At 63.2% G+C, this 21,051-nt stretch carries 18 protein-coding genes and 1 pseudogene; 7 read left to right on the top strand and 12 right to left on the bottom strand.

All coding sequences use genetic code 11. The annotated features are described in order from the left end of the window. The first annotated feature begins 11 nt into the window (after positions 1-11). The 3 genes from GGQ67_RS06330 to GGQ67_RS06320 all read left to right on the top strand — a co-directional run bounded on the left by GGQ67_RS06330 (position 12) and on the right by GGQ67_RS06320 (position 2,841). Positions 12-1,289: a cytochrome b gene (locus GGQ67_RS06330; RefSeq protein ID WP_183899334.1), complete on the top strand. Its 1,278-nt coding sequence runs from the start codon at positions 12-14 to the stop codon at positions 1,287-1,289. 26 nt (positions 1,290-1,315) lie between these two features. Next, positions 1,316-2,185: a cytochrome c1 gene (locus tag GGQ67_RS06325; protein ID WP_183899333.1), complete on the top strand. Its 870-nt coding sequence runs from the start codon at positions 1,316-1,318 to the stop codon at positions 2,183-2,185. Positions 2,186-2,298: 113 nt separating this feature from the next. Continuing rightward, entirely contained in the window at positions 2,299-2,841 is a 543-nt protein-coding gene (locus tag GGQ67_RS06320; protein ID WP_183899332.1) for an adenine phosphoribosyltransferase, read from the top strand. 43 nt (positions 2,842-2,884) lie between these two features. Here GGQ67_RS06320 and GGQ67_RS06315 read toward each other — a convergent pair whose 3' ends face one another. Together GGQ67_RS06315 and GGQ67_RS06310 are read right to left on the bottom strand one after the other, a co-directional pair. Further along, positions 2,885-3,349: a MaoC/PaaZ C-terminal domain-containing protein gene (locus GGQ67_RS06315; protein WP_183899331.1), complete on the bottom strand. Its 465-nt coding sequence runs from the start codon at positions 3,347-3,349 to the stop codon at positions 2,885-2,887. Then, a complete protein-coding gene (locus GGQ67_RS06310) occupies positions 3,346-3,828 on the bottom strand; it encodes a MaoC family dehydratase (RefSeq protein ID WP_183899330.1) in 483 nt (160 codons plus the stop codon). The genes GGQ67_RS06315 and GGQ67_RS06310 overlap by 4 nt, the downstream gene beginning before the upstream one ends. Before the next feature lie 80 nt (positions 3,829-3,908). Here GGQ67_RS06310 and GGQ67_RS06305 point away from each other — a divergent pair, with 80 nt between their 5' ends. Next, positions 3,909-5,000, top strand: a complete 1,092-nt coding sequence (locus GGQ67_RS06305) for a hypothetical protein (RefSeq protein ID WP_183899329.1) — start codon at positions 3,909-3,911, stop codon at positions 4,998-5,000. A 127-nt stretch (positions 5,001-5,127) separates the two neighbouring features. On the opposite strand, the gene ychF is transcribed toward GGQ67_RS06305, so the two are convergent. Further along, on the bottom strand, positions 5,128-6,231 hold the full coding sequence (gene ychF / locus GGQ67_RS06300) for a redox-regulated ATPase YchF (protein ID WP_183899328.1): 1,104 nt from the start codon (positions 6,229-6,231) through the stop codon (positions 5,128-5,130). Positions 6,232-6,421: 190 nt separating this feature from the next. Here ychF and clpS point away from each other — a divergent pair, with 190 nt between their 5' ends. After that, positions 6,422-6,733 (top strand): ATP-dependent Clp protease adapter ClpS, encoded by a 312-nt coding sequence (clpS, locus tag GGQ67_RS06295; protein ID WP_183899327.1) that lies wholly within the window; start codon positions 6,422-6,424, stop codon positions 6,731-6,733. 37 nt (positions 6,734-6,770) lie between these two features. Here clpS and pth read toward each other — a convergent pair whose 3' ends face one another. From pth to GGQ67_RS06275, 4 genes are all read right to left on the bottom strand, one after another. Further along, positions 6,771-7,547, bottom strand: coding sequence for an aminoacyl-tRNA hydrolase (gene pth / locus GGQ67_RS06290; RefSeq protein ID WP_183899326.1), 777 nt, complete (start codon positions 7,545-7,547; stop codon positions 6,771-6,773). Between the two features lie 180 nt (positions 7,548-7,727). Further along, positions 7,728-8,447 carry a transporter substrate-binding domain-containing protein gene (locus GGQ67_RS06285; RefSeq protein ID WP_183899411.1) on the bottom strand — a complete coding sequence of 240 codons (720 nt, stop codon included), beginning with the start codon at positions 8,445-8,447 and terminating at the stop codon, positions 7,728-7,730. 22 nt (positions 8,448-8,469) lie between these two features. Continuing rightward, positions 8,470-10,827 carry an EAL domain-containing protein gene (locus tag GGQ67_RS06280; protein WP_183899325.1) on the bottom strand — a complete coding sequence of 786 codons (2,358 nt, stop codon included), beginning with the start codon at positions 10,825-10,827 and terminating at the stop codon, positions 8,470-8,472. 187 nt (positions 10,828-11,014) lie between these two features. Next, positions 11,015-11,623, bottom strand: a complete 609-nt coding sequence (locus tag GGQ67_RS06275) for a 50S ribosomal protein L25/general stress protein Ctc (RefSeq protein ID WP_183899324.1) — start codon at positions 11,621-11,623, stop codon at positions 11,015-11,017. 400 nt (positions 11,624-12,023) lie between these two features. Here GGQ67_RS06275 and GGQ67_RS06270 point away from each other — a divergent pair, with 400 nt between their 5' ends. Both GGQ67_RS06270 and GGQ67_RS06265 read left to right on the top strand, forming a co-directional pair. Continuing rightward, complete coding sequence (locus GGQ67_RS06270) at positions 12,024-14,804, top strand: bifunctional diguanylate cyclase/phosphodiesterase (RefSeq protein WP_183899323.1); 2,781 nt, start codon at positions 12,024-12,026, stop codon at positions 14,802-14,804. Between the two features lie 82 nt (positions 14,805-14,886). After that, positions 14,887-16,338, top strand: coding sequence for a hypothetical protein (locus tag GGQ67_RS06265; RefSeq protein WP_183899322.1), 1,452 nt, complete (start codon positions 14,887-14,889; stop codon positions 16,336-16,338). A gap of 66 nt (positions 16,339-16,404) precedes the next feature. Here the strand turns inward: GGQ67_RS06265 and GGQ67_RS06260 are convergent. From GGQ67_RS06260 to pgeF, 5 genes and pseudogenes are all read right to left on the bottom strand, one after another. Beyond that, positions 16,405-16,911: pseudogene (locus tag GGQ67_RS06260) on the bottom strand (Kazal-type serine protease inhibitor family protein); the annotation flags it as partial. 87 nt (positions 16,912-16,998) lie between these two features. Continuing rightward, positions 16,999-17,931, bottom strand: coding sequence for a ribose-phosphate pyrophosphokinase (locus GGQ67_RS06255; protein WP_183899320.1), 933 nt, complete (start codon positions 17,929-17,931; stop codon positions 16,999-17,001). Between the two features lie 106 nt (positions 17,932-18,037). After that, positions 18,038-18,883 carry a hypothetical protein gene (locus GGQ67_RS06250; RefSeq protein ID WP_183899319.1) on the bottom strand — a complete coding sequence of 282 codons (846 nt, stop codon included), beginning with the start codon at positions 18,881-18,883 and terminating at the stop codon, positions 18,038-18,040. A gap of 112 nt (positions 18,884-18,995) precedes the next feature. Further along, a complete protein-coding gene (locus tag GGQ67_RS06245; RefSeq protein WP_183899318.1) occupies positions 18,996-20,147 on the bottom strand; it encodes a M24 family metallopeptidase in 1,152 nt (383 codons plus the stop codon). Positions 20,148-20,152: 5 nt separating this feature from the next. Beyond that, positions 20,153-20,947: a peptidoglycan editing factor PgeF gene (pgeF, locus tag GGQ67_RS06240; RefSeq protein ID WP_183899317.1), complete on the bottom strand. Its 795-nt coding sequence runs from the start codon at positions 20,945-20,947 to the stop codon at positions 20,153-20,155. Between the last annotated feature and the right edge of the window lie 104 nt (positions 20,948-21,051).

Here is a 21,051-nt window from a genome sequence, read left to right as displayed (position 1 = left end):
GGGACTGATTTATGAGTGGCCAATCCAGCTACGAGCCATCAACCGGCCTTGAGAAGTGGATCGATGCGCGCCTGCCGCTGCCTCGTCTCGTCTATGACAGCTTCGTCGCCTATCCGGTTCCGCGCAACCTGAACTACGCCTATACCTTCGGCGCAATGCTCTCGGTCATGCTCGTCGTGCAGATCATGACCGGTGTCGTGCTCGCCATGCACTATGCGGCGGAAACGTCGGTTGCCTTCAATTCCGTCGAAAAGATCATGCGCGACGTCAACTACGGCTGGCTGCTGCGCTACATGCACGCCAACGGCGCGTCGTTCTTCTTCGTCGCTGTCTACCTGCACATCGCGCGTGGCCTCTACTATGGCTCGTACAAGGCGCCGCGCGAAATCCTCTGGATTCTCGGCGTCCTCATCTATCTCCTGATGATGGCGACCGGCTTCATGGGCTACGTGCTGCCCTGGGGCCAGATGTCCTTCTGGGGCGCCACCGTCATCACCGGCTTCTTCTCGGCATTCCCGCTGATCGGCGAATGGGTGCAGCAGTTCCTGCTCGGCGGCTTCGCGGTCGACAATCCGACGCTTAACCGCTTCTTCTCGCTGCACTATCTTCTGCCGTTCGTCATTGCCGGCGTGGTCGTGCTGCACATCTGGGCGCTGCACGTCACCGGCCAGACAAATCCGACCGGCGTCGAAATCAAGACCAAGACCGACACCGTGCGGTTCACGCCGTACGCGACGCTCAAGGACGCGCTCGGCGTTTCGGTCTTCCTCCTGGTCTACGCCTATTTCGTCTTCTACCTGCCGAACTATCTCGGCCACGCCGACAACTACATCCCGGCCGATCCGCTGAAGACGCCGGCGCATATCGTGCCGGAGTGGTACTTCCTGCCTTTCTACGCGATGCTGCGCTCGATCACCTTCAACATCGGCCCGATCGATTCCAAGCTGGGCGGCGTGCTCGTCATGTTCGGCGCCATCATCGTGCTGTTCTTCCTGCCGTGGCTCGACACGTCGAAGGTCCGCTCCGCCGTCTATCGTCCGTGGTACAAGATGGCCTACTGGCTGTTCGTGATCAACGCGATCATCCTCGGCTGGCTCGGTTCGCAACCGGCGGAAGGCCTCTACACCACGATCTCGCAGATCAGCACGCTGCTCTACTTCGCCTTCTTCCTGATCGTCATGCCCGTCCTGGGTCTCGTCGAGACACCGCGCCGGCTGCCGAACTCGATCACCGAGGCGGTGCTGGAGAAACGCAACAAGTCAGTCGCTGCCCAAGCGGCCAAGGCATGAGCGGGCGGCGAGAGGGAACACACATCATGAAAAAGCTTGTTGCAAGCATACTGTCACTGGCATTCGCCGGCTGTCTCGGGACCGCGGCGCTCGCCCAGGACCCAAAGCCCGGCGCGCAGCAGGAGACCGCGGCCGCCCCGCACTATCCGATGAAGGAGCCCAAGGAGGTCGATTGGACCTTCGCCGGTCCTCTCGGCTATTACGACAAGGGCCAGTTGCAGCGCGGCCTGAAGGTCTACAGCGAGGTCTGCGCGGCCTGCCACTCGATAAAGCTGGTGCCGTTCCGCATGCTCGGCGACCTCGGCTATTCGGACGCGCAGGTCAAGGCGTTCGCCGCCAATTACGAGGTCCAGGACGGACCGAACGCGGCGGGCGACATGTATACGCGCAAGGCCGTGCCATCCGACTACTTCCCGTCGCCGTTCCCCAACGCGGAAGCGGCAGCGGCCTCCAACAACGGTGCGGCGCCGCCTGACTTCTCGCTGATCGCCAAGGCCCGTGAAATCGAACGCGGCTTCCCGAAGTTCATCTTCGACATTTTCACGCAGTACCAGGAAGGCGGGCCGGATTACATCTACTCGCTGCTGACGGGCTACGAGAACCCGCCGGCCGGGACGACGGTGTCGCAGGGCCAGCACTACAATCCCTATTTCAATGCCGCCTCGGTTCTGGCCATGCCGCCGCCGCTGTCCGACGGGCAGGTGACCTATGACGACGGCACCCCGGGGACGGTCGATCAGTACGCCAAGGACGTTGCCTCGTTCCTGATGTGGGCCGCCGAGCCGCATCTGGTCGATCGCAAGCAGACCGGCTTCATGGTCATGGTGTTCCTTTTGATCTTCACCGTCCTCATCTACCTCACCAAGCGGTCGGTCTACGCCCGCAAGGAGCAGTAGGGTATCGCAAAGGCTTGATTGGAAAGGCGCTCCCCGGGGCGCCTTTTTTGTTGGTTCCCGTGGATGCAGTTGATAGGGTGCAGCCGATTTCATGCCTACAAACTGGACATTCCATGACCGACACGACCTCGGAGCTCGCCGCCGCCATCCGCTCCATCCGGGACTACCCGAAGCCCGGCATCATCTTCCGCGACATCACCACGCTGCTCGGCAATGCGCGGGCTTTCCGGCGCGCGGTGGACGAGCTGGTGCAGCCTTATGCCGGGACGAAGATCGACAAGATCGCCGGCATGGAGGCGCGCGGCTTCATTCTCGGCGGCGCCGTGGCGCATCAGCTTTCGGCGGGTTTCGTGCCGATCCGCAAGAAGGGCAAGCTGCCGCATGAGACCGTGCGCATCGCCTACAGCCTGGAATACGGCGTTGACGAAATGGAAATGCATGTCGATGCGGTGAAGCCGGGCGAGAAGGTGATCCTCGTCGACGATCTGATCGCCACGGGCGGAACCGCCGTCGGCGCCACCCAGCTTCTGCGCCAGATGGGCGCCGAGGTGGTGTCTGCCTGCTTCGTCATCGACCTGCCGGATCTCGGCGGGCGCGCGAAACTGGAAGCGCTCGGCGTCGACGTGCGCACGCTCGTCGAATTTCCGGGCCACTGAGCGGGCTTCCAGGAAAGGCTCTGTCCGGTGCGCGATCCGAGCCCTATTCGAATTCCAGCACGCTGCTTTCGAACCGGACAACCGGGACGCCCGCGACATGGCCCTCGCAGAGGATGGTGTTGAGGATGCGTCCCGGGCGCGAGGCCAGTGGCCGGCTCGACAGCAGGGTGACGGCGTAATCGACGGTTTCGCCCGCGAAGACCGGGCGTATCCATTGCAGGTCCTTGAAGCCGGCGGCCGGGCCGAGCTTGGGCGGCGTGTGGCCTTCGCTCGCCAGTTTCCGGCTTTCGGCGAGCCAATAGGCGACGAAGGTCGTCATCCAGCCGGCGCATGTATGCCAGCCCGAGGCGCAAAGGTCGCCGAACAGGCTTTCGCGCGCGGCTTGCCTGTCCACATGGAAGCGCTGCGGATCGTAGCGCGTCGCGAAGCGGATGATGTTTTCCTCGGTGAAGGCGTAGCTTCCCGTCTCGGTCCTTTCACCGAGCGCGTAGCGATCCAGCATCCTCATGCGCTTGCTCCCGTGCGTGCCTGCGCCGGGACGGCCATTCGGAACATGATCGCGTTTTCCGACAGGCAGACCAGTTCGCCGCGCTGGTTTTCCAGCTCGTGGCGGAACTTGACGATGCCGATCCCGGGACGCGAGCGCAACGCGCGCGCCTCGAGCACGGTGGAGTGGCCGGCGAGCGTGTCGCCGGCGATGACGGGTCTGCGCCATTCCATGATGTCGATGCCCGGTGAACCTTCCGACAGCGAATGCAGCAGGTAGCTGTCGATCATCATCCGCATCAGCATCGCCGATGTGTGCCAGCCGGAGGCGGCGAGCCCGCCGAGAATGCTCGCGCGCCCGGCCGCTTCGTCCGTATGCATCGGTTGCGGGTCGAACTCGCGGGCGAATTCGACGATTTCCTCGGCGGAGACGGCTGTCGGTCCAAGCGGGAAGCGGCGACCGGGTTGAAAATCCTCGTAGGCCAGTATCTGATCGGACAAATTCGTCTCCACGTCATAGGCGTTTCGTCATGATTACAATAGCATGCGGCGTCACTCAACGATTCCAGCGAGAATTCCGCATGTCCGAACTGAAGTCGATCCTTGACGAGGCCGAGCGCGAGGGGATCATCCCGTCGCAGGCTTCCGAGCGCCTGTTGTCGTTTCTCGTCGCCCGCGGCGTGCGCGCGGATGCCACGGTGTCGGCGGTACGGGACCAGGCAACGGGAGGGGCGGCATTTTCGGATACGGAGACGCCGAGCTTCGTGCGCGGCTTTCACGACGTGCTGATCACCATCGGTATCGTGGTGGCGCTTGCGGGGCTCTGGGGCGTCGGCTCCATCTACGCGGTCCTGCCGGCCATCATCGTGCTCGCGGAAATCCTCGTGCGCCGCCAGCGGCTGGCGTTGCCGGCGGTGGCGCTGACCATCGCGCTGGCCTTCTGGACGGCGTCCGTGTCGGCCCTGCTGCTGCAGGGATCGCATCAGATCATCGGGCTCGGCGACAACAACGAGGGGCTGCAATACACGCTGGCCTTCCCCGTCGTGCTCGGGCTTTTCTATCTGCTCTACCGGATACCGCTTGCCTTCGCGCTGGCGATCATGGGGGCGGTGGTCGTGGCGCTGCAGCTCATCCTGCGCCTGCTCGGCTGGCTGAGCGGCGATCCGCTCTTCGCCGTCACCCATGGCGGGGTCCTGTCGGTGCTGGCGGTCGTCTGCGCGGTCGGGCTGTTCGCGCTGGCGATGCGCTTCGATCTGATGGACCCGCTGCGCCGCACGGTCAATTCCGACATTGCCTTCTGGCTGCATCTCGGCGCCGCGCCGGCGCTTCTATACAGCATCCTGTGGCTGTCGGGCGGCGGAGGCGGCGCGCTCGGCGGCCTCGACACGGTGTCGATGCGCACGCCCGTGGTGGTCGTTACCGTAATAGCGCTGATGCTGGTGGGGCTGATCATCGACCGCCGCGCCTTCGTGACGTCGGGGCTGGTATCGCTGGGCGCCGCGCTCTACGGGATCTTCCGCCAGGGCAATGCGCAGGTCGATACCTACATCTTCATCACGCTGCTTGCGGTGGGCGTGATCGTTCTTGTCATCGGCACGGGGTGGATGCCGCTCCGGCGTTCCGTCGTGCGCCGTCTGCCTGATGGCATGCAGAAGAGACTGCCGCCGGCTTAGAGCGTGTCGTGATCCCTCGGATTCGCGCATCACGCTTCAAGTCTTGGTTTTGTCGCATGTCGGTGCCGCAAAACCGCTGCACAGTTTTGCGCGACCTGCTCAAGGCGGCAGTCTTCTCGTCTCGAAATCAGGTGTTGAAGCGGAAGTGGATGACGTCGCCGTCCTGGACGACGTATTCCTTGCCTTCGTCGCGGCCCTTTCCGGCTTCCTTGGCGCCGACTTCACCCTTGAAGTTGATGTAGTCGTCGTAGCCGATGGTGAAGGCGCGGATGAAGCCGCGCTCGAAATCGGTGTGGATGACGCCTGCCGCCTGCGGGGCCTTGGTGCCGCGGCGGATGGTCCAGGCGCGGGTTTCCTTGGGGCCGACGGTGAAATAGGTGATCAGGTCGAGCAGATGGTAGCCGGCGCGGATCAGGCGGTCGAGACCGGCTTCCGTAAGACCAAGCGCCGAGAGGAACTCGGTTGCTTCTTCTTCCGGCAGCTGCGCCACTTCGGCTTCGATCGCCGCCGAGATGATGACGCATTCCGCGCCCTGCTTCTCGGCCATTTCGGCGACGGCCCTGGTGTGCTCGTTGCCATCGACGGCATCGCCCTCGGCGACGTTGCAGACGTAGAGGACGGGGTGCGAGGTGAGGAGGTTGAGGCCCTTCAGGATCTCGATCTCCTCGGGCGCCAGCGTCTTCAGGAGAAGACGGGCGGGCTTGCCTTCGTTGAGCAGCTTGATCACCGCTTCCATGACCGGAAGCTGAGCCAGCGCTTCCTTGTCCTTGCTGGTGGCGCGCTTGCGGGTCTGCTCGACGCGGCGCTCCAGGCTTTCGAGGTCGGCGAGCATCAGCTCGGTCTCGATCGTGTCGGCGTCGCCGACAGGGTTGATGCGGCCTTCGACGTGCGTGATGTCGTCATCCTCGAAGCAGCGCAGCACGTGGACGACGGCATCGACTTCGCGGATGTTGGCGAGGAACTTGTTGCCGAGGCCTTCACCCTTGGACGCGCCGCGCACGAGGCCGGCGATGTCGACGAAGGAGATGCGCGTCGGGATGATTTCCTTCGAGCCAGCAATGCCCGCCAGCTTCTGCATGCGCGGATCGGGAACGGCGACTTCGCCGGTGTTCGGTTCGATCGTGCAGAAGGGATAGTTCGCCGCCTGCGCCGCCGCCGTCTTGGTGAGTGCGTTGAAGAGGGTCGACTTGCCGACATTCGGCAGACCGACGATACCGCATTTGAAGCCCATGGCTGAAACCTGCTGTTCTTGAATTCCTTGGCCGTGCGTATGGGGTAAAAGCCGCCTCCGGGTCAAGCTTTTCGAGCGATGTTGCGTGATCAAAGCGGCTTTGGCTTGAAAGCGGCGCTTGCGGTGCAATATAATATGGGAGCTGAGCACAGGCTCGCCCCTTTCCTGTCATCAACGGATGGACTGCCCGATGAGTGACAACGACGTCGCCCTGACACCGAAAGTGAAGGCCAAGCCGAAACTCGATCGGCCGAAGCTCTACAAGGTCATTCTCGTCAACGACGACTTCACGCCGCGCGAATTCGTGACGGCGGTTCTGAAGGTCGTCTTCCGGATGAGCGAGGAGGCCGGATACCGGGTGATGATGACCGCGCACAAGCTCGGCACCGCCGTCGTGGTCGTCTGCGCCAAGGATATCGCCGAGACCAAGGCCAAGGAGGCCATCGATTTCGGCAAGGAAGCGGGCTTCCCGCTGATGTTCACGACAGAGCCCGAGGAATAGGCTCAGCGGTGCGGATCGCAAGAGGCGAGGGCGCTTCTCAGTCTTCCTTCTTGCCGAACATCTTCTTCAGCATCTCGGCCATCGGTCCCGTCGTCGGCAGCTTCTTCGGCTGGGCGCTGTTGCGGGCCTGGTGGATGTGCGACTTGCCGGCGGGCTTCTGGCCATCGGATTTCTGGCCGGCAGGCTGCTGACTGGCGGCGTTCGCACCCGACGGCTTGGCGGGCTTCGGCTTGTCCTCGTCTTCCTTGCCGCCGACGGCGAGCGCCAGCTTGTTCATCAGCTGCGAATCCTCGCGTCTGACCAGCATGTCGAGATTGTCCGCGAGCGCGTCGAGCATCGGTTCCAGCCAGGTCTGGTCGACCTTGGCGAAATCGCCGAGTACGTAGTTGTGCACCAGATCCTTGTTGCCGGGATGGCCGATGCCGAGGCGCAGGCGCCGGTAGTCCTTGCCGCAATGGGCGTCGAGCGACTTCACGCCGTTATGGCCACCATGGCCGCCGCCGACCTTGATGCGGGCCTTGGCGGGCGAAAGGTCGAGTTCGTCGTAGATGGCGACGATGTCCGATGGCTGCAGCTTGTAGAAGCGCATGGCCTCGCCGACGGATTCGCCCGACAGGTTCATGTAGGTCTGCGGCTTGATCAGCAGCACCTTTTCGCCCGCGATCTCGCCTTCGGAGATCTCGGCCTTGAACTTCTTCGACCAGGGCGAAAACGAGTGGCGGCGGTGGATGGCGTCCACGGCCATGAAGCCGATGTTGTGGCGGTTGCCGGCATATTGTCTGCCGGGATTGCCGAGGCCGGCGATAACAAGCATGGCGCGTTCATTCCTGAGCGTTTCGATTTCCCGAGCACGTTCACCACCGCGAAACGGCGCCGAAGTCAAGCGCGCGCGTGCCGATGAGGGCCAGAATCAATCAAGCGAGATCGGGCAAGCTAGATCGGGCGCGCGAGATCGGGCCAGCGAGATCGGGCCAGCAAGATTTGGAGCGCGCGATCAGGGGCGCGGGCGCAGGCCGTATTTCTCGAAGATCGCCCGCTGGGTGCCGTCGGAGATCAATTCGTCGAGCGCCTGCTGCATCCTGGCCCTCAAATCCTCGGGGAAGCTCTTCTCGCAGGCGATCCCGAGCGACTGGGAAGAGAGCGTCGCGATACGCACCAGGGGGTGTTCGAGCTTGAGTTTCTCGAAATAGATCGACGAGATGGGCATCAGGTCGATGCGGCCGCTCAGCAGCTTGCGCAGCGTCGACGGGAAGTCGCTGGCGACATCGATCCTGGTGAACCCCTTTTCCTTCAGCAGCTTCTCGGTGTAGTCGCCGCGATGGGTGCCCACGACGTAACGCCGGGTGCTGTCCGGATCGGTTGCGGGAATGCCCGACGAAGCCGTCGCCACCAGGATGTTGTCGTCCACAAGCAGCGGCTCGACCCACTTGAACAGCTGGTCGCGCTCGGGGCTGTGCGCGGTCGTGAAGAGGCAGGTCATCGGGGTGGCCTGGGTGGCGGCGTAGGCGCGGCTCCAGGGCATGATCTCGACGCTCATATCGATCCCGGCCTTCCGCATCAACATCCGCACCTGCTCGATGGCCGCGCCTTTCAGGTCCTTGCCTTCGTGGTAGCTGAAGGGCGGGTATTCCTCGGTCACGAAATTGACGGTGGCGGCACTTGCCGGGCCGGCGAAGGGCAAGCTCAGGAGAGCGAGAAGCAGCAGCGGTTTTATCATCTCGGCTTCTCTCTTGCGTCTAGGAGGCGCGGGCGAGCGTTTGAGCATCCGCCAGCCGGATCATCAGCTGATCGACGGTCTGCGGCCGGTGGAAGAGATAGCCCTGTCCGTAGTCGAGGCCCATCTCGCACAGCGTATGGCACTCCTGCTCGGTCTCGATACCTTCGGCGATCACGTTGCAGCCCATCTTGTGTGAGAGCGTCGTGATGCTCTCGACGAGCGTGCGGCTCTTGCGCCTTATATCCTCGTTGGCGTCGTTGATCGAGCGGGTGAAGGACTGGTCGATCTTGATGATGTCGACAGGGAAGCGATTAAGATAGCTGAGCGAGGAGTAGCCGGTGCCGAAGTCGTCGAGCGCGATGCGGCAGCCGAACTGGCGGATATCGCTGACGATCTTGCGGATTTCGGGGTTGTTGTGCATCAAGACCGCTTCGGTGATCTCGACGACGATCCGCTCGGGGCGGATATTGTGGCGCATCAGCAGCGATGCCAGCCGCGCCGGCAGCGACGGCTCGAACTGCAGCGGCGAGAAGTTGATGGCGAGGTAGCTGTTTTCCAGGCCGGGAAGCGCCGAGAGCGCCGCCAGATGCTCGATCGCCTTTTCCATGATGACATTGCCGACGCGGATGATCTTGCCCGTCTCCTCGGCGACGTTGATGACGCCGGCCGGCGCCATCAGGCCCTTGACCGGATGATTGAGGCGCATCAGTGCCTCGAAGCCGGCGACGCCTCGGCCGTTGAGATTGACGATCGGCTGGAGATAGGCCTCGAACCAGTCCTCGATCAGGCCGATCTCGATGCAGCTCTCGATCTCGGCGCGGGCGCGGGCGTGGTCGACCATTTCGTTGTCGAAATGCTGGGCGCCGTTCTTGCCGTCGCGCTTCTTGGCATACATCGCCATGTCGGATTTCTGCAGCAGCTCGGCGGCATTGTCGGCGTGGCGCGGATAGATGGCGATGCCGACGCTGGCGCTCAGATGCATGTCGGTACCGAAAGGCTCGTCGAAGATCGCGGCGAGCATCTCGGCCATCAGATCGGCGCGCCGGGCGGCGTCTTGCGATGGCAGCAGGATCGCGAACTCGTCACCGCCGAGGCGGGCTGCCACGTCCGATGGCGCGAGCTTGCTCTTCAGGCGGCCGACGAACTCGCGCAGCGCCTTGTCGCCCTCGGCGTGGCCGAGATTGTCGTTGATCCACTTGAAGCGGTCGAGATCGACGAACAGGCAGGCGAGCTCCTGGCTGGCGGCGTCGGCCTCGCGGATCTTGCCGTCGAGTACGGTCTCGAAGCCCTGGCGATTGAGAAGGCCGGTCAGGTGGTCGGTGATCGCCTGCTTGTGGTTGCGGGCTTCGGAGGCCTTCAGCGCGGTGACATCGGTCATGACGGAGAGCGACAGGAAGTCCTGGCCGCCGGTCGCGGCCTTCGATTCCAGAATCAGCACGTCCATGACGCAACCGTCGGCACACAGGAACTTGACGGTGACATCGACGGTCACGCCGCCATTCAGGTCGTCCTTGCGCTCGAGGAACGCGCCGCGCGTGTCGGGCGTGACGAGATCGGCGAAGCGATTGCCGACGATGTCCTCGCGCTTGTAGCCGGTGGCGGCGAGCCAGTAGTCGCTGACGGCGGTGATGCGGTCGTCCTCGTCGAGGGAGAACAGCATGGCCGGTGTCAGATTGTAGATGTCGATGGCGCGGCGATGCGCGAGTTTCAGTTCCTGCTCCTCGCTCTCCAGCTTGGACTGCATGGTGTTGAAGCTGCGGGCCAGGCGGCCCATCTCGTCGTTGGAGCGCCAGTCGACATGATGGCGAGAACCGAGCTGGCCGGTGGCCTCGATGGCCGCGATCAGGCGCATCAACGGTCTGATGAGGACGATGCGGTTGCCGATGAGCCCGGCGCAAAAGACGATGAGAACGGCGAAGACGAAGATCGACAGGAAGATGATCTCTTCGTTCCTCAGGCCGGAAAACAGGTCGGGCGCGGGATAGAAGACCGAGATGGTCCCGAGCTTCTTCGGGCCGTCCAGTGTGGTGTAGGTGATGGCGCGCGATACCTCGACCAGTCCGCCCCGGTAGGATGCCGGGATGGTCGACTGGCTGACGTCGAGCTGGCCCGAGCCGTCGCGGACCTGAACCTTGACGATGCTGCCCTGCGAGACGACGGCGGCGCTGATCTGCGTGACGCTGTCTTCATCCAGATCCCAGAGCGGCTTTGCAAGCGCCTGCGCGTTGGCGACGAGAAGAACAGAGATGCCGTCGCGGATTTCCTTTTCGGCTCGTTCCGAGGAGAGGAAAAGGAAGAGAACAAAAAGCGGGGTTACGAGCAGAAGAAGCGCGGCGAACACAATTCCTAGAAATCTGTTCTGGACGGAATTATGCATTTTCCTGCGTTTGCCCCTTACCGCGCAATGTCTTCGTTCGGAACGGAACGTGTTCTGAAACGATGGGGCATGCTTCCACGAAATGTCTTAATCGAAGTTGAAATGCTTCGGCCGGCGGAAATGAAAAGACCCGCTTTCCGGAGAAAGCGGGTCTTATACTTTACAAAGCGTTCAAGCGTTCAAAAGATCAAGCTTCAGCTTCGCCAGCTTCTTCTTCTTCCGATACGCCTGCTGCCGGAGCAACGATCGTGGCGATCGTGAAGTCGCGGTCGATAACCGTGGTCACGCCCTTCGGCAGGGTGACTTCGGAGATGTGGATGCTGTCGCCGATCTTCTTGCCGCTGAGGTCAACGTTGAAGAATTCCGGGATCGCATCGGCCGGGCAATGAACTTCGACTTCGTGACGAACGATGTTCAGAACGCCGCCGACCTTGAGGCCCTGGGACTTCTCTTCGTTGATGAAGTGAACCGGGATCTGGACGGAGACCTGGGTGTTGCCGGATACGCGCAGGAAATCCACGTGCATCGTGAAGTCGCGGACCGGATCGAGCTGGTAGTCCTTCGGCAGAACCTTGTACTTCTTGCCGTCGACGTCGATCGTAGCGATGGTGGTCATGAAACCGCCAGCGTGGATGCGCTTCGTTACCTCATTGGTGCTGAGGGAGATCGAAATTGGGGCCTGCTTGTCACCATAGATGACAGCCGGGATGAGACCATTGCGGCGAAGTTCACGGGCGGACCCCTTACCAACCCGTTCGCGCGCCTCGGCCTTGAGCTCGTAGCTTTCGTGGCTCATGACTTTTCCTTCCGAGGTTATTTGGAGAGCTCGGCGCAGGCATCGCCTGTCGCTGAACTGGAGGCGGGTTTCCCCATCCTCATCCGCATTGCCTCCAAGGGTGTCTGTGCGGACGCGTGCGCTATAGTCTAGTTGCGGTGGAATGGCAAGGGTCGTCATCCGGCGGGGCACGGACGCAGGCGAGACCGCCCCTGTCTTTTAGCGTGAGTCTTTTAGCATGGCCTGATGCAACTTGGGCATTCGCCGCGAAGGCCAATCAAAACCCAGGATCACCCGCCGTTGACGCGGCATTAATAACAGTCGCGATTAGCCATCGCCAGGACCGCGCGGACCGCCGGCATTATCGCTTTCTTAAGCCGCCGCGTATGAAAGCGGAACGGCAAATTGGTCCGGATAAGTCATGTTTACCGTTTTTAACTGCATTGCCCAAATGCACGATCTCAGGCTGGTCGTGCTGGCCGCGTGCCTGTGCTTCCTGTCGAGCCTTGCCGCGCTGACGCTGCTGCAGCGGGCGCGAAACACCGTCAAGGTGGCGCGCCTGATCTGGCTGTTGATGGGTGGTGCCGCCGGCGGCTTCGGGATCTGGGCGACGCATTTCGTGGCGATGCTCGCTTATAGCGGCGGCGTGGTCGTCACTTACGATACGTCCGGAACATTGACATCGCTGGCGCTGGTGCTGGTTGCCACGCTTGCGGCCGTGACCTTCGCGGCCGGGGCCGAAAGCAGGGCGCGCAGGGCGTTCGCCGGGGTGCTGTTCGGCATCGGCGTCACGTCGATGCACTTCCTCGGCATGGCGGCGATGCGGTTTGCCGGCAGCATGACATGGGACCGGTCGTTCGTCATCGCCTCGATGACCCTTGCCGTCGTCATTTCGGCTATCGGCTTCTACCTGCTTCCCGACATCAAGGCCGCGGGCCGCAAGCTGCTCGTGCCGGCCGCCACCGTCTGCGCGGCCATCGTGGCGATGCATTTCACCGCCATGGCGGCGCTGACGATCGTACCCGGTCCCGGCCCGACGGTCGATCCGAGCGAAACCATGTCGACGGGCTTCATGGTCGTCACCCTTCTCTCCGTGTCGCTGTCGATGATCGCGTCCGGCTTCGCCGCGGCGCTGTTCGCGATGCGGGCGGAAAGCTCGACCAAGGAAAGCGAGGCGCGTTTCGAGATGCTCGTGCAGGGCGTGACCGATTACGCGATCTACATGCTCGACAAGGACGGCCGCGTCACGAACTGGAACGTCGGCGCGCAGCGCGCGAAGGGATACACCGCCGACGAAATCATCGGCGAGGATTTCGGACGATTCTATTCCGAGGAGGAGCGCGCCGCCGGCCTGCCGCAGCGTGCCCTGCTGAAGGCGCGTACGGAGGGCAAATTCGAGGCGGAGGGCTGGCGCTTCCGCAAGGATGGAACCTCGTTCTGGGCTCACGTCGTGATCGATCCCATCTGGGCCGCCGACGGCGAGATCGCCGGCTACGCGAAGATCACCAGGGACGTGACCGAGCAGAAAGCCGACCGCGACCGCATCAAGCAAGTCTCGCGCAATCTCGACCTCGCGCTTGAGAACGTCTCCCAGGGCATCTGCCTGTTCGACGCCGAGGAGCGCCTCGTTCTCGCAAACCGCCGCTATAGCGAGATCTTCGAATTTCAGCCGGGAACGATCCGTCCCGGCATGAGCTACAGGCAGATCATCGCGCTCGGATACGAGATCCACTTTTCCGATCCCGAGTTGGTGGCGACGCGCTCGTCCGAGCATTACGACAAGCTGAAGCGCGCGTTCAGGCTGGGTGAACACTCGATCATTCACAAGATCGCGCATGGCCGGTCGATCCAGCTGAACCTCAACGAGCTTCCCGATGGCGGCTGGGTCGCGACCTACGAGGACATCACGGAGCGGCTGCTTTCGGAAGAAAGGATCGCGTTCATGGCGCGCCACGACGCGCTGACGGGATTGCCCAACCGCTCGGCGTTTTCCGAGCGCCTGTCGCAGGACCTGGCGGTCGCCAAGCGCGCGGGAATGCAGGTCGCGGTCATCGGCATCGATCTCGACAAGTTCAAGGAGATCAACGATCAGCGCGGCCACAGCGCCGGCGATCAGGTGCTGGTCACCCTGTCGGAGCGAATGAGCCAGCGTCTCGGCGAAGACGAGTTCGTCGCCCGCTTCGGCGGTGACGAGTTCGCGGCGATCAAGCAGTTCTCCGACATCGCGGACCTGCATGATTTCGTGTCGCGGCTCGAGGCGAGCCTGACGGATGACTTCAAGATCGACGGCTTCGACATCAATCCCGACGCCAGCATCGGCGTCGCCATCTATCCGCAGGACGGATCGACCGGCGAGATGCTGCTGGCCAACGCCGATCTGGCCATGTACCGCGCCAAGGCGACGCTCAGCGAGCGCATCTGCTTCTATGAAGTGGCGATGGACGAGGCGGCGCGCGACCGACGCAAGATGGCGAGCGATCTCTGGTCGGCCATCGATCGGAACGAATTGCATCTGCACTACCAGGTGCAGAAATCGGTCTCGACCGGCGAGATTACCGGTTACGAGGTTCTGCTGCGCTGGGAACATCCGACACGCGGTAACGTGCCGCCGGCCGACTTCATCTCGGTCGCCGAGGAATGCGGCGCGATCGTGCCCATCGGCGAGTGGGTGCTGCGGGAGGCCTGCAAGGAGGCCGCCGGATGGGCCGAGAAGCACAAGATCGCCGTCAACCTGTCGCCAGTCCAGATCGGCCACCAGGATATCGCGCATCTCGTGCATTCGGTCCTGTTCGAGACCGGGCTCGAGCCGTGGCGCCTTGAGCTCGAGATCACCGAATCGTCGATCATCGTCGACAAAGACCGGGCGCTGCTGACGCTGCGCCAGGTGAAGAACCTCGGCGTGTCCATCGCCATCGACGATTTCGGCACGGGCTATTCGTCGCTGGAGACGCTGCGCTCCTTCCCGTTCGACAAGATCAAGCTCGACCGCAGCTTCATGAACGAGGTCGAGACCAGCGAGCAAGCAAAGGCGATCATCCGCGCGATCCTGGCGCTCGGGCAAAGCCTCAGCATTCCGGTGCTTGCCGAGGGCGTCGAGACGGATGTCCAGCTCGGGATACTGCTCGACGAAGGCTGCGACGAGGCGCAGGGCTATCTTCTCGGCCGGCCGATGCCGATGCGCTCGCGCAAGATCGCCGCCTGAAATCGCCCATGCAACTGCCGGGTTGACAGGGCGGGGCCCGAGCCTTCACATGCGACCTCAAATGGTACGGGAGAAATTCAGCATGCAACTCAAGACCCTAACGGCGACCGCTGTCGTTCTTCTCGGCTTGATCTCGACGGCCCAGGCGGTCGATATCAACCAGCAGGGCGCCAAGGAAATCGAGGCGAACCTGTCGCGGCTTCTGCCGAAGGACGCGGCCAAGGGCTTCGTGACCGTCAACCCGGCGGGCACGCGCTACGAGATCGTCTATGACTTCGCGGCGCTCCTGAAGAAGGCCGATCCGAAGAACTTTTCCATCAAGGGCCTGAACCCGTGGTCGATCTTCGCAACGCCTGAAGAAAGCGGCCTGTGGACGATCGAGGGCAACAACTCGCTCGACGTCACCGGCGCGTTCAAGGCGCCCGGCCAGCCGAACACCGAGTTCACCTATGTCATCGATTCCCTGATTTCCAACGGCGTCTTCGATCCGGCGATCAGCTATCTCAAGTCTGGCGACTTCTCCAGCAAGGCGCTTCGCTTCTCCTCGAAGACGGAGAAGGAAGAGGTGAGCGTCGAGACCGGCCCCTCGACCTACAAGATGACCTCGTCTGATGCCGAGTTGAAGGGGCGGACCAATTTCGCCGGCAGCGGCACGATGAACGCCTTCGTCGAGACGATCAGCGGCAAGGAAGTACCGGCCGTCGAGATCCGCGCCGACTCGGTGGATTTCGCCGCCGCGGTGAATGGCGTTTCCATCAACGATTTCCGCGAGATCCTCGCCTTCGTCATCGAGCACGCCGACGACAAGAAGCTCAAGCGCGCCGACAGCGAGAAGATCAAGGAACTGCTGCGCAAGTCGTTCCCGCTGCTGACGAGCCTGAACGAGACGATAACGCTGAACAAGGTGAGCGTATCGAGCGTGGCCGGCAGCGGCGGCGCCGACAGCATCGATTACACGATCGGCGTGAGCGGCCCGAGCGACGCGATGCGGTTCGATGTCGGCATGGCGGCGAAGCGGATCAGCCTTGATACCGCGTTGTTGCCCGAGATGTACGCGCCCTTCGTTCCCGAGGAGCTGGAGCTCCAGTTCGGCTTCCCCGAGCTCAACGTCGCCGCACTCGGCGAAGAGCTGATGAAGGTCGACTATACCGACGAGAAGAAGAGCAGCGAGGAGAGCGACAAGGCTTTCGCGAAGCTCATGACCAATGGCGAGATGGTCGTTGCCTTCCCGAAGATTTCGGCGCGTTCCAGCGTCTATGATGCCGAAATTTCAGGTGAGGTTCGCGGCGTTCCGAAGTCGACCACGGAATATTCGATGACCGCATCGATCCTCGCACGCGACTTCGACAAGACGATCACCGCCATCCAGGAACTGGCCAAGAGCAATCCCGAGCTCAACCAGGTGTCGTTCGGCCTGATGATGGTCAAGGGCTTCGGCAAGACCGATCCCGACGGCCGTCAGCGTTGGGACGTGAGCGTTGCTCGCGACGGTTCGATCACGGTCAACGGCCAGGTGGTCAAGGGCGCGAACTGAGCCCCCAGTCGTTTCCGGCCCCGTTCGGGGGCCGGAAACCCGACGTCCGCCAAGGTCCAGCCATCAGCGGCGGCATTCGCCCTGGCCGACGATGCGGAAGCCGGCATTGCCCGCCTCGCATGAATTCGAAAATGTCCTGATCTCTCTGCCGCGCTCGCCGCAAACGGGGCGGTATTCGCGTGTGCAGATGCCACCGGGCCGCTGGGGCGGCATCGGTTCCTCGCGTGGCGGACGCGGGCGAGGGCCCGGCCCGGGTCCCGGCGTCATCGGCGGGCCGGCGCGGCACTCGCCTCGGCCAACGATCCGGAAACCGCTGTTGTTGGCCTGGCAGGCATTGCCGAATGTCTGCGTGCGGCCACCGCGCTCACCACAGACCGGCGCGTATTCCATCGTGCACATTTGCGGCTGCGGCGGGCGAGGGCGCGGCGGGGGAGCCGGACGGACCGGGGCCGGTCCGGTTCCATAAGCTGGACCTGGCCCATAGCCGGGACCGACATCCGCGGTGCAGGCGGAGAGGGCTGGAAGGATGACCAGCATCGCCAGCCCGATCGGAGATTTCAGGATTTTCGCCATGCTTCTTCCTCCCGTCGGCCGGATATCATTGAAATCCTAACCGAATTGGGATGCGGGAGAAAGGGCGGACAGGGATTCCGTCTTCACTCAGTCGAAGAGGCTGGAGACGGATTCTTCCTGGCTGGTGCGGTTGATGGCCTCGCCGATCAGCGTCGCGGTGGTCAGCACGCGGATATTGTGCGCCGACTGGACGGCCGTCGTCGGCTGGATGGAGTCGGTGATGACCAACTCCCGCAGCTTGGAATTGGTGATGCGGGTAACGGCGCCGCCCGACAGGACGCCATGGGTGATGTAGGCGGTGACGCTGGCTGCGCCCTTGGCGAGCAGCGCGTCGGCGGCGTTGCAGAGCGTGCCGCCGGAATCGACGATATCGTCGATCAGCAGGCAGTCCTTGCCGGTGACGTCGCCGATGATGTTCATGACTTCGGATTCACCCGGGCGGTCGCGGCGCTTGTCCACGATCGCCAGAAGACAGTCGAGACGTTTGGCGAGCGAGCGTGCGCGCACGACGCCACCGACGTCCGGCGACACGACCATGACGTTGGAGATGTCGTAGTTGGCCTTGATGTCGCGCGTCAGGATCGGCACGGCATACAGATTGTCCGTCGGGATATCGAAGAAGCCCTGGATCTGGCCGGCGTGCAGATCGAGCGTCAAAACGCGGTCGGCGCCGGCTTCGGTGATCAGGTTGGCGACGAGCTTGGCCGAGATCGGCGTGCGGCCCGAAGCGCGGCGGTCCTGGCGTGCGTAGCCGAAGTAGGGAAGGACCGCGGTGATGCGGCGGGCCGACGAGCGGCGCATCGCATCGATCATGATGAGCAGTTCCATCAGGTGGTCGTTCGTCGGGAAGGACGTCGACTGGACGAGGAACACGTCCTCGCCGCGTACGTTTTCCTGGACTTCCACGAAGATTTCCTGGTCGGCAAATCTTCGGACCGTTGCTCTGCCCAAGGGCACATTAAGATAGTTGCAGATCTCTTCGGCGAGGTGCCGGTTCGAATTGCCTGCGAAAACCTTCATCTTGGTCCGCCTGTTGCCTGCTGATAGCCGCGCTTTTTAGCCAGCTTGTTCCCGAATGCAAGGGCAAAGGCGACTCGCGCCTTTATATTTCCAAAAAGCTTGTGGCTTAACCGCCACGGGCGTCCCGCCACGACGAGAATTCGCTGATCGTCTTGGACGCAATCTGCTGCATGACGGAGGCCGGAACCACGGCCCAGGGATCCTGCGCTTCGGACGGAACGCTCTCCTGTCCCTGGATGCGATGCAGCCGCGCGCCGCTGTTGTCGAGCACGTCCCAGACATAGACCACCGTTACCTTGCCGCTGTCGGTGAAGGCCGAGAGGTAACCCTTGAGGATGTAGGCGCTGCTGTTGTCGTTGGAGCTCTTGATCGCGAGGCCGTGCGAGCGCGCTTCGGCGCCGAGTTGCCGCGACAGGGGCGTGACGGCCTGAACCGGCGCGCCGATGATCGGCAGGAAGCGTACGCTCGATCCGCCCGATGGCGCCAGCATTGCCGTGCGCTTCGGCGCGACCGCCTTGTCCTTCGCCTCGGCGTCGGCGATGTCCTGCTCTTCGGCCTGCGCGTTCGATACCGGCTCCGAAGCGGGCTCGGAGACCGGTTCGGAAAGGGGCTGGCTCTCGATGGCGGCGGAGGCTCGCGGCTGCTCGGTCTGGCCGTCGAGCGCATAGGCCTGCGCCTGCATGGTCGTCGGCGGTGCGCCGGAGCCGGGCCGGGCGCCCTGTTCCACATAGGCCGGGTGATAGCCGCCCTCACGCGGCGGAGACGAGAAGGTCTGGCCGCGTCGCGGCGTGCCTGCCATGCGCTCGACCTCGCCCTGGGTGACCGGCGTCGAACGGATGCTGCCCGAGGTTTCGCCGATGTCGACGAGGGGGGTCAGGGCATCCGTGGTGTTGCAAGCGGAAAGCAGGGCAAGGCAGGCGATGAGCGTGGACGCTGTCGCAAGTCGCGTCATCCCTCGTGTCATCCTTCTTCAGTGCGCGTGTCGCCACGCGGCATGTGCCCCGGCCAACTTTATGGCGGTCGGGGCATGGAGATGTCAATTGCCGATTATAATCGGCTGTCACTCATAGGTTGATGAAGTCGAGCGGATGACGCGACAGCGCCTTCGGCTCGTCGTCGGTCGTCAGGTAGGTTTGCCCGAGCGTCATGGCGGTGCCGCTGTCGGAATCCATGATGATCATGTGGACGAAGAGCGACATGCCCGGCACGATCGGCTGTGGATTGCCGACGTGGAACATCTGGTGTTCCATCCAGGACGGCGAAAAGCGGGCGCCGAGCGAATAGCCGCAGGCGTTCAGGCGGTGACGCGAGAGGCCGCGCTCCTCCATGATCTTCGAATGGACGTCGAAGACATCGCCGAACGTATGTCCCGGCTTCAGCACCGTTTCGATGGCCCGGATGTTCTCGAGGCAGGCATTGTAGAGCTCGCGGTGGCGATAGCTCGGTTCGCCGATGACGATCGTGCGCATCATCGCGGCGTGGTAATGCGCATAGGCGCCGGCCCATTCCAGCGTCAGCTGGTCGTTGGCGTCGAGCCTGCGGCGGCCGGCCTTGTAGCGGCAGAGCAGGGCATCGACACCGGAGCCGATGATGAATTCGTTGGCGGGGTAATCGCCGCCGCCAGCAAGGACGGCACCCTGCATGGCCGCAAGGATCGCGGCCTCGTCGGCGCCGGCTTTCGTCAGCGAAAGGGCCGCGTCCAGCGCGTCGTCGGCAAGGGCCGCCGCGCGCTCGACATAGGCGATCTCCGTCGGGCTTTTGATGAGGCGCAGACGGCTGACGAGATAGGAGGCGTCGGAGATCTGGCCGAATGCCATCAACTGCGTGTCGAGAAGCCGGGCGATGCGGCCGGTCATGCCGTGGGTGTCGTATTCGACGCCGATGCGCGCGCCGAGCAGGTCCATCTCGACCAGAAGGTTCTTCAGATCAACGGTCGGATCGGCGTTGACGCGATCGACCCAGATATGAATGTTTTCGATGATCGACGTCTGCCGCGCCTGACGCAGATCGGCCGAACGGGTCAGAAGCGCCATGGTGCCGTCGGCCTTGACGACGAGCGTCTGGAAGAAGCAGTAGCCGAAGGTGTCGTAGCCGGTCAGCCAGTACATGCTTTCCTGGGCGAAGAGGAGGAGGGCGTCGAGCCTCTCCTCATGCATCTGCTGCGTCAGCCGCGCGAGACGGTCGGCGAATTCGGAGGTTTCGAAGTGTAGGCCCATACCGGTCACATCTCCCTTATGGCAATCGCCGAAATCTGCCGGCCGTAGTCCGGTTCCTGGCTGTGTGTCGTCCGTCGGTAGGAAAAGAAACGTTCGCTGTCGGGGTAGGTGCAGACGCCGAGGCTTTCCGCCTTGACGCCGGCGGCACGCAGCCGATCGATGGTGAATGCGGGCAGATCGAACATCGAATGTCCGGGTTTCCGCGACGGGGTGAAATAGCGCTGATAATCGCTGTTTTCGCTGACGAAGCGCTCGACGAATTCGGGGCCGACCTCGTAGCTCGCCTTGCTGATCGATGGGCCCAAGCAGGCGACGATCGCCTCGCGCCGGGCGCCGAGCCCGATCATGGCCTCGATGGTGTTTTCCAGCACGCCGGCAAATGCGCCCTTCCAGCCGGCATGGGCGGCGCCGACAACGCGGTTTTCGGGATCGGCGAACAGGATCGGGCCGCAATCGGCGGCGAGCACGCCAAGCGCGATGCCGGGTGTCGCCGTCACCAGCGCGTCGGCCGGCTGGCGCGTGCCGTCATAGGAGGCATCGACGACCACGACATCGGGCGAATGCACCTGATGCACGGTTGCCAGGCGCTCGACCGGCAGGTCGAACCATCCGGCGACGCGCCTGCGGTTTTCCTCGACCTTGGCGCGTTCGTCGCTGGAGCCCAGGCCGACATTGAGGCCGCGATAGATGCCGTCCGAGACGCCGCCCTGGCGGGTGAAATAGCCGTGCCGGATCGCGTCGCCGGTCGCTTCTTTCAGCAGCGCGCTTTGGATCGGTTCCGGGGAGGGCGCATGTGTCATCAGTGGTTCCAAGGTCTGTCTGGTCAAGATTTGCCTGGCCAAGAATGTGTCTGGCCAAGGATTTGTTCCGGCTTCGCCCAGGCCCTGTGCCGGGCGAAGCGCTG

Source organism: Rhizobium metallidurans (genome assembly GCF_014196505.1).
GTDB lineage: Bacteria > Pseudomonadota > Alphaproteobacteria > Rhizobiales > Rhizobiaceae > Rhizobium > Rhizobium metallidurans.
Note: the sequence above shows the minus strand (reverse complement) of the source record. Positions and strands in the feature narration are given on the sequence as shown.

Excerpts from the sequence above, each read along its gene's own strand:
- GGQ67_RS06265 (WP_183899322.1), top strand. The coding sequence starts at position 14,887 with ATGCAACTCAAGACCCTAACGGCGACCGCTGTCGTTCTTCTCGGCTTG.
- GGQ67_RS06305 (WP_183899329.1), top strand. The coding sequence starts at position 3,909 with ATGTCCGAACTGAAGTCGATCCTTGACGAGGCCGAGCGCGAGGGGATC.
- GGQ67_RS06320 (WP_183899332.1), top strand. The coding sequence starts at position 2,299 with ATGACCGACACGACCTCGGAGCTCGCCGCCGCCATCCGCTCCATCCGG.
- GGQ67_RS06280 (WP_183899325.1), bottom strand. The coding sequence starts at position 10,827 with ATGCATAATTCCGTCCAGAACAGATTTCTAGGAATTGTGTTCGCCGCG.
- ychF (WP_183899328.1), bottom strand. The coding sequence starts at position 6,231 with ATGGGCTTCAAATGCGGTATCGTCGGTCTGCCGAATGTCGGCAAGTCG.
- clpS (WP_183899327.1), top strand. The coding sequence starts at position 6,422 with ATGAGTGACAACGACGTCGCCCTGACACCGAAAGTGAAGGCCAAGCCG.
- pgeF (WP_183899317.1), bottom strand. The coding sequence starts at position 20,947 with ATGACACATGCGCCCTCCCCGGAACCGATCCAAAGCGCGCTGCTGAAA.
- GGQ67_RS06275 (WP_183899324.1), bottom strand. The coding sequence starts at position 11,623 with ATGAGCCACGAAAGCTACGAGCTCAAGGCCGAGGCGCGCGAACGGGTT.
- GGQ67_RS06325 (WP_183899333.1), top strand. The coding sequence starts at position 1,316 with ATGAAAAAGCTTGTTGCAAGCATACTGTCACTGGCATTCGCCGGCTGT.
- GGQ67_RS06330 (WP_183899334.1), top strand. The coding sequence starts at position 12 with ATGAGTGGCCAATCCAGCTACGAGCCATCAACCGGCCTTGAGAAGTGG.
- pth (WP_183899326.1), bottom strand. The coding sequence starts at position 7,547 with ATGCTTGTTATCGCCGGCCTCGGCAATCCCGGCAGACAATATGCCGGC.
- GGQ67_RS06245 (WP_183899318.1), bottom strand. The coding sequence starts at position 20,147 with ATGGGCCTACACTTCGAAACCTCCGAATTCGCCGACCGTCTCGCGCGG.
- GGQ67_RS06250 (WP_183899319.1), bottom strand. The coding sequence starts at position 18,883 with ATGACGCGACTTGCGACAGCGTCCACGCTCATCGCCTGCCTTGCCCTG.
- GGQ67_RS06315 (WP_183899331.1), bottom strand. The coding sequence starts at position 3,349 with ATGAGGATGCTGGATCGCTACGCGCTCGGTGAAAGGACCGAGACGGGA.
- GGQ67_RS06270 (WP_183899323.1), top strand. The coding sequence starts at position 12,024 with ATGTTTACCGTTTTTAACTGCATTGCCCAAATGCACGATCTCAGGCTG.
- GGQ67_RS06255 (WP_183899320.1), bottom strand. The coding sequence starts at position 17,931 with ATGAAGGTTTTCGCAGGCAATTCGAACCGGCACCTCGCCGAAGAGATC.